The organism is Dolichospermum circinale AWQC131C (assembly GCF_000426905.1).
GTDB lineage: Bacteria > Cyanobacteriota > Cyanobacteriia > Cyanobacteriales > Nostocaceae > Dolichospermum > Dolichospermum circinale.
Genome location: NZ_KE384626.1, coordinates 4,611 through 21,753, shown reverse-complemented (window position 1 = coordinate 21,753; position 17,143 = coordinate 4,611). Strand labels below are relative to the sequence as shown.

The 17,143-nt window shown below is 36.2% G+C and carries 18 protein-coding genes and 1 pseudogene; 12 read left to right on the top strand and 7 right to left on the bottom strand.

Annotated elements, in window-relative coordinates; all coding sequences use genetic code 11:
• Positions 1 to 123 precede the first annotated feature (123 nt).
• Positions 124 to 327 (top strand): annotated as a pseudogene (locus tag ACIR131C_RS26830) (hypothetical protein); the annotation flags it as partial.
• 15 nt (positions 328 to 342) lie between these two features.
• Here ACIR131C_RS26830 and purD read toward each other — a convergent pair.
• From purD to ACIR131C_RS0115580, 3 genes are all read right to left on the bottom strand, one after another.
• On the bottom strand, positions 343 to 1,623 hold the full coding sequence (gene purD, locus ACIR131C_RS0115590; RefSeq protein WP_028090954.1) for a phosphoribosylamine--glycine ligase: 1,281 nt from the start codon (positions 1,621 to 1,623) through the stop codon (positions 343 to 345).
• A 316-nt stretch (positions 1,624 to 1,939) separates the two neighbouring features.
• A complete protein-coding gene (locus ACIR131C_RS0115585) occupies positions 1,940 to 2,314 on the bottom strand; it encodes a toxin-antitoxin system TumE family protein (protein WP_231395472.1) in 375 nt (124 codons plus the stop codon).
• A gap of 26 nt (positions 2,315 to 2,340) precedes the next feature.
• On the bottom strand, positions 2,341 to 2,640 hold the full coding sequence (locus ACIR131C_RS0115580) for a hypothetical protein (RefSeq protein ID WP_028090952.1): 300 nt from the start codon (positions 2,638 to 2,640) through the stop codon (positions 2,341 to 2,343).
• A 176-nt stretch (positions 2,641 to 2,816) separates the two neighbouring features.
• Between ACIR131C_RS0115580 and ACIR131C_RS0115575 the strand changes: the two genes are divergently transcribed.
• Genes ACIR131C_RS0115575 through ACIR131C_RS0115560 form a run of 4 tightly spaced genes read left to right on the top strand, consistent with a single transcriptional unit; the run spans position 2,817 to position 4,960 of the window.
• Positions 2,817 to 3,071: a type II toxin-antitoxin system Phd/YefM family antitoxin gene (locus ACIR131C_RS0115575; RefSeq protein ID WP_028090951.1), complete on the top strand. Its 255-nt coding sequence runs from the start codon at positions 2,817 to 2,819 to the stop codon at positions 3,069 to 3,071.
• The gene (locus ACIR131C_RS0115570; protein WP_028090950.1) at positions 3,064 to 3,324 is read left to right on the top strand and encodes a Txe/YoeB family addiction module toxin; all 261 of its coding nucleotides are present in this window, start codon (positions 3,064 to 3,066) and stop codon (positions 3,322 to 3,324) included. Before ACIR131C_RS0115575 ends, ACIR131C_RS0115570 begins: the two co-directional genes overlap by 8 nt.
• 56 nt (positions 3,325 to 3,380) lie before the next feature.
• Positions 3,381 to 4,007: a dTMP kinase gene (tmk, locus tag ACIR131C_RS0115565; RefSeq protein ID WP_028090949.1), complete on the top strand. Its 627-nt coding sequence runs from the start codon at positions 3,381 to 3,383 to the stop codon at positions 4,005 to 4,007.
• A 2-nt stretch (positions 4,008 to 4,009) separates the two neighbouring features.
• Complete coding sequence (locus ACIR131C_RS0115560; protein ID WP_028090948.1) at positions 4,010 to 4,960, top strand: DNA polymerase III subunit delta'; 951 nt, start codon at positions 4,010 to 4,012, stop codon at positions 4,958 to 4,960.
• Positions 4,961 to 5,050: 90 nt separating this feature from the next.
• Here the strand turns inward: ACIR131C_RS0115560 and ACIR131C_RS0115555 are convergent, their stop codons facing one another.
• Together ACIR131C_RS0115555 and ACIR131C_RS0115550 are read right to left on the bottom strand one after the other, a co-directional pair.
• The gene (locus ACIR131C_RS0115555) at positions 5,051 to 6,622 is read right to left on the bottom strand and encodes a protein kinase domain-containing protein (RefSeq protein WP_028090947.1); all 1,572 of its coding nucleotides are present in this window, start codon (positions 6,620 to 6,622) and stop codon (positions 5,051 to 5,053) included.
• Positions 6,623 to 6,786: 164 nt separating this feature from the next.
• Entirely contained in the window at positions 6,787 to 7,854 is a 1,068-nt protein-coding gene (locus tag ACIR131C_RS0115550; RefSeq protein WP_028090946.1) for a serine/threonine protein kinase, read from the bottom strand.
• 314 nt (positions 7,855 to 8,168) lie between these two features.
• Here ACIR131C_RS0115550 and ACIR131C_RS0115545 point away from each other — a divergent pair, with 314 nt between their 5' ends.
• The 5 genes from ACIR131C_RS0115545 to ACIR131C_RS0115525 all read left to right on the top strand — a co-directional run bounded on the left by ACIR131C_RS0115545 (position 8,169) and on the right by ACIR131C_RS0115525 (position 12,228).
• The gene (locus tag ACIR131C_RS0115545) at positions 8,169 to 8,423 is read left to right on the top strand and encodes a DUF6737 family protein (protein ID WP_028090945.1); all 255 of its coding nucleotides are present in this window, start codon (positions 8,169 to 8,171) and stop codon (positions 8,421 to 8,423) included.
• The gene (locus ACIR131C_RS25670; protein ID WP_028090944.1) at positions 8,407 to 9,120 is read left to right on the top strand and encodes a TIGR04283 family arsenosugar biosynthesis glycosyltransferase; all 714 of its coding nucleotides are present in this window, start codon (positions 8,407 to 8,409) and stop codon (positions 9,118 to 9,120) included. Before ACIR131C_RS0115545 ends, ACIR131C_RS25670 begins: the two co-directional genes overlap by 17 nt.
• Positions 9,121 to 9,816 (top strand): TVP38/TMEM64 family protein, encoded by a 696-nt coding sequence (locus tag ACIR131C_RS25665; protein ID WP_417033468.1) that lies wholly within the window; start codon positions 9,121 to 9,123, stop codon positions 9,814 to 9,816.
• 185 nt (positions 9,817 to 10,001) lie between these two features.
• Complete coding sequence (locus ACIR131C_RS0115530) at positions 10,002 to 11,549, top strand: mercuric reductase (RefSeq protein ID WP_028090942.1); 1,548 nt, start codon at positions 10,002 to 10,004, stop codon at positions 11,547 to 11,549.
• A gap of 79 nt (positions 11,550 to 11,628) precedes the next feature.
• Positions 11,629 to 12,228 (top strand): MiaE family protein, encoded by a 600-nt coding sequence (locus tag ACIR131C_RS0115525; RefSeq protein WP_028090941.1) that lies wholly within the window; start codon positions 11,629 to 11,631, stop codon positions 12,226 to 12,228.
• On the opposite strand, the gene ACIR131C_RS0115520 is transcribed toward ACIR131C_RS0115525, so the two are convergent.
• Positions 12,225 to 13,151, bottom strand: coding sequence for an Rpn family recombination-promoting nuclease/putative transposase (locus ACIR131C_RS0115520; RefSeq protein WP_028090940.1), 927 nt, complete (start codon positions 13,149 to 13,151; stop codon positions 12,225 to 12,227). The two genes, ACIR131C_RS0115525 and ACIR131C_RS0115520, sit on opposite strands and share 4 nt — an antisense overlap.
• A 115-nt stretch (positions 13,152 to 13,266) precedes the next feature.
• Between ACIR131C_RS0115520 and recR the strand changes: the two genes are divergently transcribed.
• Together recR and ACIR131C_RS0115510 are read left to right on the top strand one after the other, a co-directional pair.
• On the top strand, positions 13,267 to 13,866 hold the full coding sequence (recR, locus tag ACIR131C_RS0115515) for a recombination mediator RecR (RefSeq protein WP_028090939.1): 600 nt from the start codon (positions 13,267 to 13,269) through the stop codon (positions 13,864 to 13,866).
• Positions 13,867 to 14,069: 203 nt separating this feature from the next.
• Complete coding sequence (locus tag ACIR131C_RS0115510) at positions 14,070 to 15,575, top strand: bifunctional metallophosphatase/5'-nucleotidase (RefSeq protein ID WP_028090938.1); 1,506 nt, start codon at positions 14,070 to 14,072, stop codon at positions 15,573 to 15,575.
• A 98-nt stretch (positions 15,576 to 15,673) separates the two neighbouring features.
• Here the strand turns inward: ACIR131C_RS0115510 and hisS are convergent, their stop codons facing one another.
• Positions 15,674 to 17,068: a histidine--tRNA ligase gene (gene hisS, locus ACIR131C_RS0115505; RefSeq protein WP_028090937.1), complete on the bottom strand. Its 1,395-nt coding sequence runs from the start codon at positions 17,066 to 17,068 to the stop codon at positions 15,674 to 15,676.
• Positions 17,069 to 17,143: the final 75 nt, after the last annotated feature.

Here is a 17,143-nt window from a genome sequence, read left to right as displayed (position 1 = left end):
CTTGTGGCGTGTTCCAGTGAAGTGTCAAGAATCATCGCACCTTCAGGTCGGTGAGTATGTCAACACCCAAAAGTGATCAAGTCCCCACAGACGAAATTTATCAGAAAACGCCGTAATACCCCATCAGTTAGAACTCATGTTTGTAAATGTGGGTGCATACTTGACCGTGACCACAATGCTGCAATTAACATCCTAACTAAAGCACTAAAACAAACTGGCTATGATCTAAGTACGGTGGGGCGCACCGGAACTTCTAACGCTTGTGGAGAGATGACCCTCTACCCAGACTGGGTAACAATTGAAACAAGAATCCCCGTCCCTTTATAGGGCGGGGAGCGTCAATTACCCGTTAGAAACCCGATAACCAATGTCCCGACGATAATACATTTGATCAAATTCAATTTCTTTAATACCTGCATAAGCTTGGGCTAAAGCTTCCTGGAAATCCCCACCCAATCCAGTTACATTTAAGACTCTACCTCCATCTGTAACAATTTCCTGGTCTGCATTTAATTTTGTCCCCGCATGAAACACGGTCGCCCCGGCTGTATCTGCTGCCACCAAGCCATTAATTACCTTACCCTTAGCATATTCTCCCGGATAACCTCCAGAAGCAGCCACTACTGTCGCTGCTGCACCTTGTTTCCAAGCAATTGGTGGCATATCTGCCAAGCGCTGTTCTATACAAGCCAAAATCAGATATTCTAAAGGTGTTTCCAGTAACGGTAAAATTACTTGGGTTTCAGGATCACCAAACCGACAGTTAAATTCTAAAACCCGAAAATCACCATCTGGTGTAATCATTAACCCCGCATACAAAACGCCTCGGTAGTCAATTCCCCTAGCTTGTAAAGCGGAGATAGTTCTTTCTAATACCTCTGTTTGCACTCGTGCCATTAACTCCGGTGTAGCAATGGGCGCGGGAGCATAAGCACCCATACCTCCAGTATTGTCTCCAGTATCACCTTCACCGACACGCTTGTGATCCTGAGCAGGTAACAACGGGCGAATTGTTAAACCATCGGTTAAAGCTAAAATAGATACTTCTTGTCCCAGTAAACATTCTTCAATTACCACAGAATTACCAGCACTACCAAACTGTCCTTTAAAAATGGCCTCAATGGCTGCTTCAGCTTGGGCAATGTTTTCGGCAACTGTGACACCTTTACCAGCAGCTAAACCATCGGCTTTAATCACAATGGGCGCTCCTTGGTCATGAATGTATGCCTTTGCTGAGGCAGCTTCCGTAAATACCGCAGCTTTGGCCGTAGGAACTCCCGCTTCTGCCATTAATGCTTTAGCCCAGGCTTTACTTGCTTCTATTTGCGCCCCGGCTTTGTTTGGACCAAATACCATTAAGCCTTGATTTTGCAGATAATCGGTAATTCCCTGAGCTAAAGGCACTTCTGGACCGACAACTACTAAAGAAATACTATTAGCGATCGCATATTTACTGATACCTGCAAAGTCATCTACCGCTAAGGACAAGTTTTGACAACCCTGCATAGTTGCTGTACCCCCATTACCTGGTACACAGACAACTTGCTCAATTTGATCAGATTGTAGCAATTTCCACGCTAGAGCGTGTTCCCGTCCCCCATTCCCGATAACTAAAACTTTCACTTATTTCCTCGCGCGTAATCAAGCAAAACGAGTATATATGATACCATTTTCAATTGTCCAAGCTGGTAATCTGGCTAGATTTAGGGTTTGTGTGCCAAACGAGCGATTGCACAATTATAATATGATAATATGCTCTTAGTTTTATCCTAGATTCTATTTATAGTTTTATAATGGTTGTATGATAAGCTTGACTTATATAAAATCAATAATACTTTTGATATTTATAACTTTTAGCAATTTGCCTTTAATTTTAGCCATAAATTTGCTCAGAAATGATCTAATTTAAGCGATTACTAGGCCGTCCTTCGCTATCGCACTAACTTAATTGAGATTTTATATGTCCAGAAATTTGTCTTAAAATTTCTTCAATATCAACAGGTAAATATGGAAAAACGGAATCTTCATAACCATCATGTAAATGATGGGGATAGGTTGAAATTTCAGGATGATGAGGTGCATTATCCCAACGTTTTATTAGTTCTCTATTTTCAGTTTGCCAATGGAAACTATATTTGATTATTTCTACTTGTCCTGATACTATTTGCAAAAATTCAAACATTTCTAAAAAGCTACCATCTTTTAATGTCAGACGATAACGCCATAGTCCTTTATCAGTTTGTGATTCTTCTCGAATAATCGTTACCTTTACGACTTCTGGACAAAGTGCAATTACAGATTTTATCCATGCCAAATAGTCATCAGCATTTCTAACATTTTTTATAAAGCTTGTTCTAATTTATGGATTTTTTGTAAAATATCTTTGCGTAGTTCACATAAGCCGAACCACTCAAAAAAATCCATTTCATCTCCTAAATTTCCTGAGTTAAATTGTTCTAAAAATTGTTCAGAAGCGAGTTGATATTTTTTCTCAAATTTATCTATATCTAAGTTATAAATAGCTAGTTTTTGACCATAACGGGTTAAAATTACATTTAAAAGTTGTCCAATAATTCTATCTAATTCTGTGTTGTCGCTACAGTTTTCACTCAACAATTCTAATTTTTCTAATGTATTCATAATTATATATATGTTTTTAGTGAAGTTTTTCTTGATTATACACTATTCAAGGCAATAAATATCATATATGGGTGCGGCTCTTTTAGGAAGACAAAATACTACATCCGCGTCTGGGGATTGTAAAATTCGCTCAAACCCGCTATACTTGTACAATAAACAGTACAGGTTCGCCGCCAATGAAAATTATCTCTTTTAGCGAGGCCAGAAATAGTCTGAAAACGGTTTTAGACCAGGTGACAGAAGATGCAGACTATACAATTATCACTAGACGGGATGCTGATGATGCAGTGGTGATGTCCCTAGAGTTTTTTAATAGTCTCATGGAGACTGTGCATTTATTGAAGTCTCCGGCAAATGCAGCCCATTTAGAACGTTCCATTGCTCAATTTAAGCAGGGGAAAGTGGTGCAGCGAGATTTGTTAAATGAGTAGAATGTTGGCTTGGACTGATGAGGCTTGGGGTAATTATCTTTACTGGCAAGGGCAAGATAAAAAGACTCTCAAAAGAATCAATAAGTTGATTGAGGAGACGATGCGGATGCCTTTTGAGGGTATTGGTAAACCAGATCCTCTCAAAGAAAATTTAGCCGGATTTTGGTCACGTCGAATTGATGATACAAACCGTTTGGTTTATGCTGTTGATGATGTCTATGTAACTATTATTTCTTGCCGATATCATTATTAATTTTGCACTCAGTAGGTTGGCGTGAAAAATTGTCGTTATTTACAAAATTTAACAACATGAATGGTAAATTAATTGTCTTTGAAGGGGTAGAAGGTTGTGGTAAAACTACTCAGATGCACCTTTGTTCTCAGTGGCTAGAAAGTTTAGATATCTCAGTGGTGCTGACTCGTGAACCGGGAGGAACGGAGTTAGGAAAGGATTTACGGGAGTTATTATTGTCAAAGTCAGTAAATAAGCCGATAAGTGAGATTACGGAACTTTTGTTGTATGCTGCTGATAGGGCGCAACATATTGAAGAAGAATTAAAACCGAATTTAGCTATGGGAAAATATATTTTATGCGATCGCTTTACAGATTCTACCATTGCTTATCAAGGTTATGGCAGGGGTTTAGATATGAGTCTAATTAATAATCTCAATCAGATTGCTACTGGAGGTTTAACAAGTGATATAACTATTTGGTTGGACGTAGATGTGGAGGTGGGTTTATCGCGCAAACGTGGACAAGCTACATTAGATCGCATTGAACAGGAAACAATTGCTTTTCATCGTCGAGTACAAAGAGGATATACGGATTTATATGTATCCTATCCATCCCGAATTGTGCGAGTAGATGGCAGTGGCAGTCAAGAAACTGTGCAGCAAAATATACAGAAGATTTTACAGAAACGGCTGTTTTCATAATTATGTTTTCGTCATTAATCGGACAACAACAAGCGGTAGAATTACTAACCCAGTCCGTTAAACAGAACCGAGTTGCACCTGCTTATATGTTTGTAGGTGCTGATGGTGTGGGTAGAAGTTTAGCAGCACGGTGTTTTATAGAATTACTTTTTTCTAGTTTTGTAAAACCTGATCAAATTCCGATTTTACAACATCGAATTAAACAAAGAAATCATCCAGCTTTATTGTGGGTAGAACCAACTTATCAATATCAAGGACAAAGATTTACTCCACTCGAAGCAGCACAAAAAGGAGTTAAACGCAAAGCACCACCAATAATTCGGTTAGAACAAATTCGAGAAATTACCCAATTTCTGGCTCGTCCACCATTGGAAGCAGCGAGAAATGTGATAGTATTAGAACAAGCAGAAACCATGGCAGAATCTGCGGCAAATGCGTTATTAAAAACTTTAGAAGAACCGGGAAAAGCGACATTAATTTTAATTGCACCTTCCCCGGAATCTGTGTTACCAACTTTAGTATCTCGCTGTCAAAAAATTCCTTTTTATCGTTTAGATAATGCTGCTATGAAGCAGGTACTAACGCAAACAGGAAATACAGAGATTTTGCAACATCCAGAAGTGTTAAATATAGCCGCAGGTAGTCCAGGAAATGCGATTTCATCTTACCAACAACTGCAAAATATTCCTAGCGAATTTATGGAACAGGTGAAAAAAAGACCAACATCTTATCGTCATGCTTTAGAATTAGGGAAGAAGATTGATAAAGAATTAGATACAGAAGCACAATTATGGTTAATTGATTATTTGCAACAATATTATTGGCAACAAATACATGAACCAAAAATTATTCAACAGTTAGAAAAAACTCGGAAACATTTACTTTGTTATGCTCAACCTCGTTTAGTTTGGGAATGTACATTTTTAGCTTTGTTTCAGATATCGCAAATGTAGATAAACGCAGATGATTTTTTGGGCTATTTAACGAAGCTAGAGGTCATTCATCTAATTTTACCCAAGAATACGGTTTCTAAACTATCAAACCTACCCGAAAAGTTGGTATACTATCCATCCTAAACCTAAGCCGACGTTAAGACCACCTGCTAAAATTAGGAAAGTGTGAAATTCGTTAAGAAATTCCTCTAATTTATCTTCATAACTCCCCGCTACAAGTACAGCAACTGCCACAGCAACCACTACAGTAAGCATTACAGCTATCACTACAGCCCAACGAATAGAGACTAGTACAGCGACAGCCACTAACGCATATACTGGCCAAGCCCTAGATACAACAGTCCAAAGTTTAGTCACAACTCCGACAACAGCCCTAGCCGCAGGTGCAGCTTCCAGTATAGCTCTTACTAAAGGTACAGCCCCCCCTACTATCCACGCGGCTAACCACCAAGCTATAGCCATAGCCCCCACTATAACCATAGCCACAATCCAAAATTGACTATAAGTAGCTGCTAAGTAATAGCCTATTAATCCATAAAATAGTAAATAACTGACTAAGAAAATCCAAAAAGTATTTCCAATTGGTTTATTAGCAGGAACTTGTTCTTGTTTAGGTAAATTAATTACATCATCTATAACTTCTTGTTCGTAACTGTCTTCAACTAAAAATTGAACTGTTACTGTTGGATTTTCTTCTTTTACATTAACAATGTTTGGTTCTACATTAGTATTGTTTTCCTCTACATTATTAATGTTTGCTTCTACATTACTATTGTTTTGTGATTCAGACACAATTATTATTTCTGGATTAACACTGTTTTGTTCTGCATTTTGAGTTGAAAAATTGTAATTTAACATTTCTAGCCATATTTGCATTGATTTTGGTCTATCTTTTGCTTCTAATGCCATACCTTTAAGAATTGCTTGGTTTAATTCGTTGCTGATAGTGACAATAATTTCCTGTGGTGCAATTAATAACTCATCATCAAGTTTACGAGCTAAAGAATTTATCGGGCTTTGACCAGTTACTCCATAATAAAGACTAGCAGCTAAACAGTAAATATCTACTCGTGGATCTCTACTTCCTTTATATCTCTGTTCATAAGGAGCAAATCTTTCATGGGCTGATTTATCTGTTGAACTCTGAGTTGCAGGAATTATTTGTTTAGCAATGCCAAAATCAATTAAAACTGCTTTACCATTATCTTTGATCATAATATTTCCAGGGTGAGCATCTCTATGCACTAAACCCGCTTCATGTATCATTATTAAAGCTGCGCCAATTTGGCGAATATAAGTTATGATTTCTGCTTCTGGTAATGCTCCTTTACGCTTAACTATTTGAAACAAATTTTCTCCTGATATAAATTCCATGACTAGACAATAAATATTACTTTCCTGAAATAATTCAATTATTCCAACAATATGAGGATGAGGATCTTTAGACAAACGTGCTAATAGTTGTCCTTCTGCAATAAATTTTTCTATATATTTGTCATACTCTGGATCGTTTTGCAAATATTTATTAGGTGTTTTAATAACAACTGACCGATTTAAATTAACTTGTAATGCTTGGTAAGTAATTCCAAATCCTCCTTGTCCAAGAATTTGCTGAATTACATATTTACCATTTTGTAATTTTTTTCCTACTGTCCAAGTCATAAATACCTCTGATTTACAAATTAATACTAATTTTGATTAGCAAATTACAGCAATTCCGATTTAAGTAAAATACAAAAAAGAATTAAACGCAGATAAATGCAGATAAACACAGATAACTTTGTATTTCATTAAATTTAAAAAGCTATTTATTGATTAAAAACTGTTTATTTTTTGGTAGAAGTAGGATTGGAAGGTGATGTTGTTTGAGTGTTCCAACTAGCTATACCTTGAAGTAAAGCCCCAAAAGCTGCAATTGCAGTTATAACTAATGTTAAAATCTGCATTCTTTTATCCCAATTTACAGAAGCTTTGTTTTCCGTTTCGTTATTAGTGTAACTTGCTGCATTAGTATTTTGACCTTCTGCATTGACATTTTGACCTTCTGCATTGGCATTTTGACTTTCTGCATTGGTATTGTAAGAATTGCTATTTAATAATTTTAGCCATAATTCTATTGATTCTGGTCTGTTTTTGGCTTCTAATTCCATTCCTTTAAGAATTGCTAGATTTAATTCATTGCTGATACCAGAAATAAGCTCTTGCGGTGGTATTAAACGCTTATTGTCAATTTTACGTTTTAAAGCAGTTTCAGGAAGTTGACCAGTTATAGCATAATAAAAAGTTGCAGCTAAGGAATAAATATCACTGGCTGCGGTTGGTTTAGTATTTCTAGTGCAAAGTTCAAGAGATGCAAAACTTTCGTCACTTTCTTTAACTCGTCGCGTCGTTAATTCATGATCAAAATCTAAAACTAAATCAAAATCAATTAATACAGCTTCAGATTTTCCCGCACGTAAAATAATATTTTCTGGTTGTACATCTCCATGAATTAGATTATGTTGATGTACAATTGTTAAAGCCTCGCCAATTTGTTGAATATAAATTAATGCTTGTTCTGGAGAAATTTTTCCTAGTTGATCTAAAGTTTCTCCTGGAATATATTCCATTACTAAACATGAATAACCTGCTTCTTTAAAAGGTTCGTAAAATTTAACAATATGTTCATGTTGACAAAGGGTAAGTTTTACCGCTTCTTTCATAAACATAGTTTCTAAGCGTTCCTTATCTGATTCACTAAGAGATGTAAGTGAATTAACATCTAAAGTTTTCAGCAGCAGAAGATCATCTTGTCTATTTTTAGCAATATAATTAACGCCAAAACGTCCTGTTTTTAGCTCTCTCTCAATGGTATATCTTCCATTTTGTAATTGATCACCTCGGACCCAAGCCATTTTTTCTAACTCCTAAAATACTTGGATCAATTTTCACATAAAAAACTTTTATAGTCACTACCTAATATCTGGACGGTTAGAAACCGCGTCTACACAAGCGAAACCCACCTGGGTGGATCTTGTTTGTGTAGTAGCGATTTATAATCGCCATAATCTCATCAAACACCCTCTAAGAGGAGAGGGAAGCAGAAAAACTTTTTTAGCTGGAATGGGGGTTTATTTATATATTAACAACTTTTCAAAAAACCTCCTAGCCTGAAATAGACATTCCCTGCTAAACTAAAAAACAAATCCATAAATTTTTTCATAGAAAAATGTCTGAACAACAAACAATTAGCCCCTGGAAATATAAACCTTGGTGGTGTCAACCTTGGTCAATTATCATGACTACTATTACATTAATTAGTGGTAGTTGGTTAGTATTTAAAATTATGTGGTTAACAATTTTAGTAGCTATTCCGCTATTAATTTGGATGGGGTTTTTTCTATTAATTTGGCCGCAGATGATGGTTAAAAGTGGGCTTTTGAATAATATAGATAATGATGATAATCATGAAAGAAATTATTAATCAGAATACTCACCAAAAGCAAATTTCTATTATTATTCCCACTCTCAATGAAGCGGATAATATTCAAAGTACAATTAATAGCACAAAATCTAGCACAAATATAGAAATAATAATTGTTGACGGTGGTTCAAAAGATGAAACATTATTGATAGCTAAATCCTTGGGTGCTAAGATAATTGTCTCTCCCCCTGGACGCGCAAATCAAATGAATATGGGTGCTATGGTTGCTAATGGGGAAATTTTGCTGTTTCTTCATGGTGATACCCGTTTACCAACTAATTTTGATCAGATGATTCGGAAAACATTAGCAAAACCAGGAATTGTGGCCGGTGCATTTGCTTTACAAATAAATTCACCTCATTGGGGGTTGCGTTTTGTCGAGTTTGGTGTAAAATGGAGATGCAATCTTTTACAAATGCCCTATGGTGATCAAGCGATTTTTATGACTAAAAATGTATTTCAAAAAGTTGGTAATTTCCCAGAAATACCGATTATGGAAGACTTTGAAATGATCAGAAAATTAAAACATCTCGGCAAAATTCATCTCTTATCAACACCTGTAATTACTTCACCGCGCAGATGGTTAAAAAAAGGAATTTTGCAAACTACTATTCTGAATCAAATTATTATCATTGCTTATTTATTGGGGATTTCCCCACATCAAATTCGTAATTGGTACTCTTCTTCAAAATTGTAAATAATTTTCATGGTTATGACATTTTTATCAGAAATAGATTTGGCTTTAGTACAAGAATCTATCAAAGGATCTTCTCCCAGTTTCCTGGCATTTTTACAAAATACTTTACAATGGGTGAATGGTCTTGGTGCTTTGGGTGGAATAGTATTTATTGCTATCTACATTCTTGCTACTTTGGCTTTTTTACCAGCCGCAATTCTGACTTTAGGTGCTGGAGTAATTTTTGGTGTAATTTGGGGTTCTTTATATGTGTTTATCGGTGCTACTTTGGGTGCTGTAGCTGCATTTTTGGTAGGACGTTATTTAGCTAGAGGTTGGGTAAAACAAAAAATTTCTAGTTACAAAAAATTTGCCAATATTGATAAAGCTGTTAGCAAAGAAGGATTAAAAATTGTCTTTTTAATTCGACTTTCTCCTTTATTTCCTTTCAATTTATTAAACTACGCTTTGGGAGTTACTAGTGTTTCTTTAAAAGACTATTTTTTGGCTTCAGTCGGGATGATTCCGGGGACAATTATGTATGTTTATCTGGGACATTTAGCAGGAGATTTAGCTTTAATTGGTAATAAGAGTCAACCTGATAATATGATTCTCCATTGGGTAATTCAAATTATTGGTTTAATAGCCACAATTGCGGTTACGGTTTATGTAACTAAGATAGCTAAAAAAGCTTTAAAAGAGGAGATATTAGAATGATTTTCCTAAGTAATGAGTCAACTTAAATACTAGTGCTTGGCTGCTCATGATTAATCTCTCAAACTCCGAAATATTCTAGATTTGTTAAATACAAAACTGACAAATTTTTGATCATGATATATCTATTAAATAAAGATTAGATAATCAAAAAATACTTTATCCTTGATAATTTAGAGGTAAAATAAATGTCAATTTCCGAATCTTCAAGAGTGACAATTCGTCCCATGGATGAGTATAATCAAAAACTACTTAAAAATGTTCATCCCGATAATTGGGTTAATCCTCAACCTGCTGATTTTTATGATTTGGTAGTAATTGGTGGGGGAACTGCGGGTTTAGTTGTGGCTGCGGGTGCTGCGGGTTTAGATATAGGTTTGAAAATTGCATTAATTGAAAAAAATCTCATGGGAGGAGATTGTTTGAATTTTGGTTGTATACCTTCTAAATGTTTAATTCGTTCTTCCCGTGTAGTTGGAGAAATGCAGAAAGCTAAGGATTTAGGTGTTAATATTTCCCAACAATTTGATGTTGATTTTTCCACAATTATGAAAAGAATGCGACGCATTCGGGCTAGTATTAGTCATCATGATTCCGTGGAAAGATTTAAAAGTTTAGGAATTGATGTTTTTTTAGGTGATGGTAAATTTACAAATAATAATACTATAGAAGTTGCCCATAAAACATTAAAATTTAAAAAAGCTGTAATTGCTACTGGTGCTAGGGCTATTAAACCGAAAATTCGCGGAATTGAAGCAGCCGGTTATTTAACTAATGAAACTGTTTTTTCTCTAACTCAAAAACCAGAAAAATTAGCAATAATTGGTGGTGGTCCTATTGGTTGTGAATTAGCCCAAACATTTCGCAGGTTGGGTTGTGAGGTAATATTATTTGATCGTGGTTCACAGATTTTAAACAAGGAAGATAGGGAAGCAGCGGAAATTTTACAAAAAGTTTTAATTGATGAAGGTATTCGTTTAGTATTAAATTGTCAATTAGAAGAAGTGGTGACAGTAACGGAGGGAAAAAGACTCTATTTTTCTGTGAATAGTGAACGAGACTCGGTGACAGTTGATGAAATATTAGTTGGTGCGGGACGAGCGCCGAATGTGGAAAATTTGAATTTGGCAGCAGCAGGTGTAGAATATGATCAGAATTTGGGTGTAAAAGTGAATGATTATTTGCAAACTACAAATCCCAAAATTTACGCGGCTGGTGATATCTGCATGAATTGGAAATTTACTCACGCAGCTGATGCGGCGGCACGAATTGTGATTAAAAATACTCTATTTTCCCCCTTTGGTTGGGGACGATCTAAACTCAGTAGTTTAATCATGCCCTGGGTGACATATACTAGCCCGGAAATTGCTCACGTGGGAATGTATGAAAATGACGCTCAAAAATTGGGGATAGAAATAGAAACTATCAAGATTCCCTTGAGAAGTATAGATCGAGCGATCGCAGATCAGGAAGAATCTGGTTTTTTAAAGATTCATCACCGGAAAGGATCAGATCAAATTCTCGGTGCAACCATTGTTGCTAATCATGCTGGTGAGATGATTTCGGAAATTACCACAGCTATTGTCAATAAAATTGGTTTAAGTAAACTTAGTAGTGTAATTCATCCCTACCCAACCCAAGCAGAAGCAATTAAAAAAGCCGCAGACGCTTATCGTCGCACCTTACTAACACCAAAAACCAAGCAGTTATTGAGAATCTTAAAAAACTTTTCTTAATGATCAAAAAAATCAGCAATTACAGAAAATCGCTGTAAAATTAATTAGCTAAATTGTTCAACTCGGAGTTATTTTTGCTGTGCTGAGTTCACCTTTACCCACTATTAATGCTCTCAAACAACCTACTAATGATGCTTGGGTAGAGCAAGCGATCGCTAATATTGATATTATTTTATTAGATCACTCCCACTGTGAACGCAAAGCCGCAGGAGTAGCATTAAATATGATGTTTCGTTATCCTTCTCATCATAAAATGGTTAGGGAATTAACAGCGATCGCTTGTGAAGAATTAGAACACTTTGAACTGGTCAACCAATGGCTAGAACGCCGTCAGATTAAACTTGCAGCCCTATCCGCACCCCCCTACGGTGCCGGCTTAAAATCTCAGGTTCGCGGCCAAGAACCCCACAGATTTTTAGATTCTTTACTCGTCACCGGTTTGATAGAAGCCCGTAGTCATGAACGTTTAGGACTTCTAGCTGCTAATTGTCCAGAACCAGAATTAGCTCAATTTTACCGCAGTTTAATGGCCTCAGAAGCCCGACATTTTGGCACATATTGGGTTTTAGCTGATACCTATTTTGAGCGAAAAATTGTCATGGACAGATTAGATGAATTAGCAGAGGTGGAAAGTCAATTATTATCAACTTTACACCCAGAACCGAGAATACATAGTTAGTCAATTTTTCCCGGAGTATGTATTAATAACCAAGATTGCAAATCGGCTAAACTATTAAAATCTAAAAGTGCTTCACTCAATTCTTCCAAAACAGATAATGGTAAACCAGAAATAGATTTTATCTTTCTTTGAGATATTTTACCAAACCGCTTTGTTAGTTGTCGAATCACCAAACCCATTGTCGCTTGTTGTATGCCTTGTTCTATGCCTTGTTCCAGACCTTGTTCTAGTCCTTCCTCCAGTCCTTCTTCTCTTCCCTCTTCCCTTCCTTCCTCTTTAATTTCTCGATAAACTCTAGTTTCTTTGAGCGTAATATCTAACATGGATTCTACCTCCCGACGACTCAATTTTTCAAACTTGTACACCATGATGGTCGTGATCATTTCTATAATAACTTGACTGGATGGTGTTACAATCTCCTCATGGGTTCTGTTTAATAAATACCTAGCTATGGCTGGAGCTTGACTTTCTTCCAGGGTAGTTAGTAACATTATACCTAACCCTAATGGTAATTTCTGAATATCTCCCAATTCATCTAAATATACTCGATGTACTTGGGGACTATTAAGAAATCCACGATGGGGATAAATATCATTTTGTTCTGTCTTGCGAGATGGATAAATAATTACTACTTGCCAATCACAGAATCTTTGACGATGACGATAAAAATATAGTGAGGTTTCGGCACATATTCTTTCATACAATTGTTCATCTTTCTGAAATTGTACCTCACAGAAATATACTATTCCTTGTCCATCAATTTCAGGTGGTAAAAATACACCATCAATTGTAAATGTCGGTTCTTTAACAGCTACAGAATCAAAACGATAAGATTCAGCATTAATCGGCGGATCTGTCAATAGTTCAAACAACAAAGATGGGTTTTGTTGAAAGAGTTTATAAAAGATTGAGTCTCTTCGCATAAATCATAATTATGATATTTACTTGTTGAACTTGCTCAGACTTTGCATCTTTGCTCCTTTGTGCCTTGGTGCAAAACATATTTATTGTAAAATAGAGAAAAAGCCCGGAGGTAAAATTACGGTTTACGCACGTCCCCTAGCTCGATTAATTGAACAACTGCAACGGCTCCCCGGAGTTGGTCCCAAAAGCGCCCAACGATTAGCTTTGCACATCTTAAAAAGACCAGAAGCAGAAGTAGAAGCTTTAGCTCAAGCACTTATTGACGCAAAAAAACAAGTGGGTTTGTGTCAAGTTTGTTTTCACCTGTCCGCAGACCCAGTATGTGAAATTTGTCGTCATCCTCAGCGAGATAATAGCACTATTTGTGTAGTCGCAGATTCTCGTGATCTGATTGCTTTAGAAAAAACCCGCGAATATAAAGGTAAATATCATGTTTTAGGTGGCGTAATTTCCCCCATGGATGGTATTGGTCCAGAACAGTTAACTATTCAAGCTTTAGTCAGACGGGTAAGCCAACAAAAACCCCAAGAGGTGATTTTAGCCATTAGTCCCAGTATCGAAGGGGAAACGACAACATTATACATAGCTCAATTACTGAAACCCTTTACTAAAGTAACTCGTATTGCCTTTGGTTTACCCGTAGGTGGTGATTTAGAATACGCTGATGAATTAACCCTAGCCAGAGCATTAGAAGGACGGAGAGAGTTAGATTGATTTTATTGATTTTTACGTACTTATACTGTCAATTCCGTGAATTTTTGTTAATTTCACTTGTTTAGATCAAGATTTTTTAGATACAATCCCCCTTGGTTACTTATTCTGATACCTGAAAATGTACAGATTGAAGCGAAATATCTTCAAAACTGCTGCTAATGATGGTATTTCCGAAAAATAATCTAATCTTACCAGGAAAAGCAATGATTGAAATTACACAACAGCCTCAAGAATTACAGGAACGGTTCAAAAAGTTCACAATCTTACATTCCAATGATATGCACGGTGACTTTTTGGCCGAGGCCAAAGGAGCAGAAGGTAATCTGATTGGTGGGTTAGCTCTGATTTCTGGATATCTCAATAAAGTACGTTCTGAAGAGAAAAATACACTATTTGTGATTTCCGGCGATATGGTTCAAGGATCAATGATTGATACTGAATATAAAGGGGTTTCAACCATAGAAATCATGAACTATCTTGCCCCTAACGTCGTCACTTTAGGAAATCATGAACTAGACTATGGACTGCCTCATTTACTTTTCCTAGAGAAGATGGCAAATTTCCCCATTGTCAACGCTAATCTTTATATCAAAAAATACAACAAACGCTTGATGAATCCTTATCTAATCCTCAATGTAGATGGATTTGATATTATGTTTATTGGCATTGTTACCGATGAGGTACTAAAATCCTTAAAACTGGATTCTAGTATTGGCACTTTTATCAATCTAGAAGATGCTGCCGCCGAAGTTGGTAAAATTTGTAATGCTTATAAAACAGAGGATATTGACTTAACAATTCTGCTTACCCATATTGGCTTTGAAGAAGATAAAAAACTAGCAGCAATGCTCGATCCAGTCTGGGGTGTGGATATGATCATTGGTGGACATTCTCACACTTTTTTGGAACAACCAGCTAAAGTTAATGATATTCTCATTACCCAAGCAGGTGTAGGTACAGATCAGATTGGACGTTTTGATATTGTAGTTGATGATGATACAAACAGTATTGTGGAATGGAAATGGCAACTGATTCCTGTAGATCATAATCTCGCTGAACCCGATCCAGAACTCACCAATTTTATTAACTCCTTTAAAGAGGAGGTAGATCGAAAATATAATCGTCTAATTGGTCGTTTAAATCGTAAACTTACCCATCCTAAACGGGAACAAGAAACAGATTTAGGTAACTTAATTACCGATATTTTTGCCCAACTAGAAGCAACCATAAATGTGGTTTTAATTGGTAGTGGTTCAATCCGAGGCACAGAATTAGGTCCTTTAGTAACCCTGGGTAATTTGAAAAAAGTTTATCCCTATGATGGTCCGCTTTATAAAATTAAAGTCAAAGGGGAGAAACTGCTCAAAATGTTTAATTATATTATGAGAGCAGAAAACCGAATTCCTGGTGAAAGTAATTATTTTCAGGTGAATAAAGGTATTCAAGCTGTTTACCATGAGGCTGAGAAAAAGCTAGAATCATTAACAATTAATGGAGAACCTGTACAACCTGAAACCCATTATATACTCTGTTTGCAAGAGTATCACTACAAAAATTCATTTCTCAGCCTCAATTTAACTAAGGAAGAATTGGTTGAATTAGGTGAGCCTAAAGTCGTAACCACATCTGCCCAAAATGTGCTTGAAGAGTATTTTGGTTCTCATCAACTTCTGGATAGTCAAATCGAAGGAAGACTGATTATTAAATAGGAAGTAGTCTATTGCAATCAGTAGTAAAACTACCGGGGGCGGGTTTTTCCGCCCTCAATAGCATTAAATCAGATGATTACTATATCTTTTTCAATCATTTAATTATTAGCAAGTCTCCGGTTAATTTCCTCTACCAAATCTGCTAAAGCTACTTCTATTTGTTCACCACTTTGTAGATCTTTTAATGATGATTTTCGCGCGGCTGCTTCCTCCCCACCAATAATTACACAAAATCTAATTCCTTGTTTATCTGCGGCTTGAAATTGTTTACCTAAAGGGCGTTTTTCAAAGTTAGTTACAACATTAATCCCCCCCTGACGTAATTGTTGTGATATTTGTAAATAAATAGGCATTAAATCCTCTTGCATATTCACTACCACTACCTGAGTTGGTGTCGCAGATAAAGTATTAAGAATACCCGCTTTTAACAAGCGACTAATTAACCGAGTTAAACCGATAGAAATACCCACACCAGGCATTTTTTCACCGATAAAAATTCCTACCAATTCTTCATATCTCCCACCAGAACAAATACTACCCAAAGCTTCATGGCCTAATAGAGTAGTTTCATAAACCGTGCCAGTATAGTAATTTAAACCACGGGCAATAGACAAGTCAATACAAAAACGTTTATCAGCAACTCCTAAATTTCTCACCCCATTAATTACAGTTTCTAATTCCGTTACCCCTAAATTAAATTGTGCTGCTTCGGGAATATTTTCGGCTAAATGTTTGAGTTTATCTAAAATATCATCAATACTGCCATCAATTTTAATAAACTCAATAATTTTCTCCGTTTGTTCGGAAGAAATACCTTCTTTTTCTAACTCTTGTTTAACCTTAACCTCGCCAATTTTTTCCAAATTATCAATAATACTAATACAGGTTTTAATTTGCTGTTCTGCAATTCCTACAGACTGAAAAAAACCTGTGAGGATTTTGCGGTTATTAATGCGAATAACAAAATCACCAATATTAATTTTTTCAAAGATTTCTGTAATAATTGCCGGCATTTGGGCATCATAAAGTAAACTGAGTTTACCACGGGCAACCACATCAATATCACATTGCCGAAACTGCCGAAAACGTCCATCTTTTGCCCGTTCTCCCCGGAATACCATATCCATTTGATAACGAGCAAAGGGAAAAGTCAATTCATTCAAATGACGCGCAATATAAGCAGCAAAAGGAACAGTTTGATCAAATTTTAAAGCTCTAGCTTCTGAACCAGTTTCTCCCGATTTATCCTTTTCTGCTTGGCGATTTGGTGGTAAAATCGGTTCAATACCATAAATAATATTATCACCTTGATTACCTTTAGCTTGCAACACTTCTAACCGTTCCACTGCTGGGGTTTCAATGGGTGTAAAACCATAACTTTCAAAAACCTTGCGAATAATATCTATTAAATATACTTCTAGTCGCTTTTCACTGGGTAGAAATTCAGGAAAACCACTGGGAGTAGAGAAGTTGATTTTGTCATTTTTAGTCATGTTCTTACCTTACTAAATGGGAAATTAACTAGAGTATTAGTATTTTACCTTTTTTTTCACAGGAGAGGAAAGTTT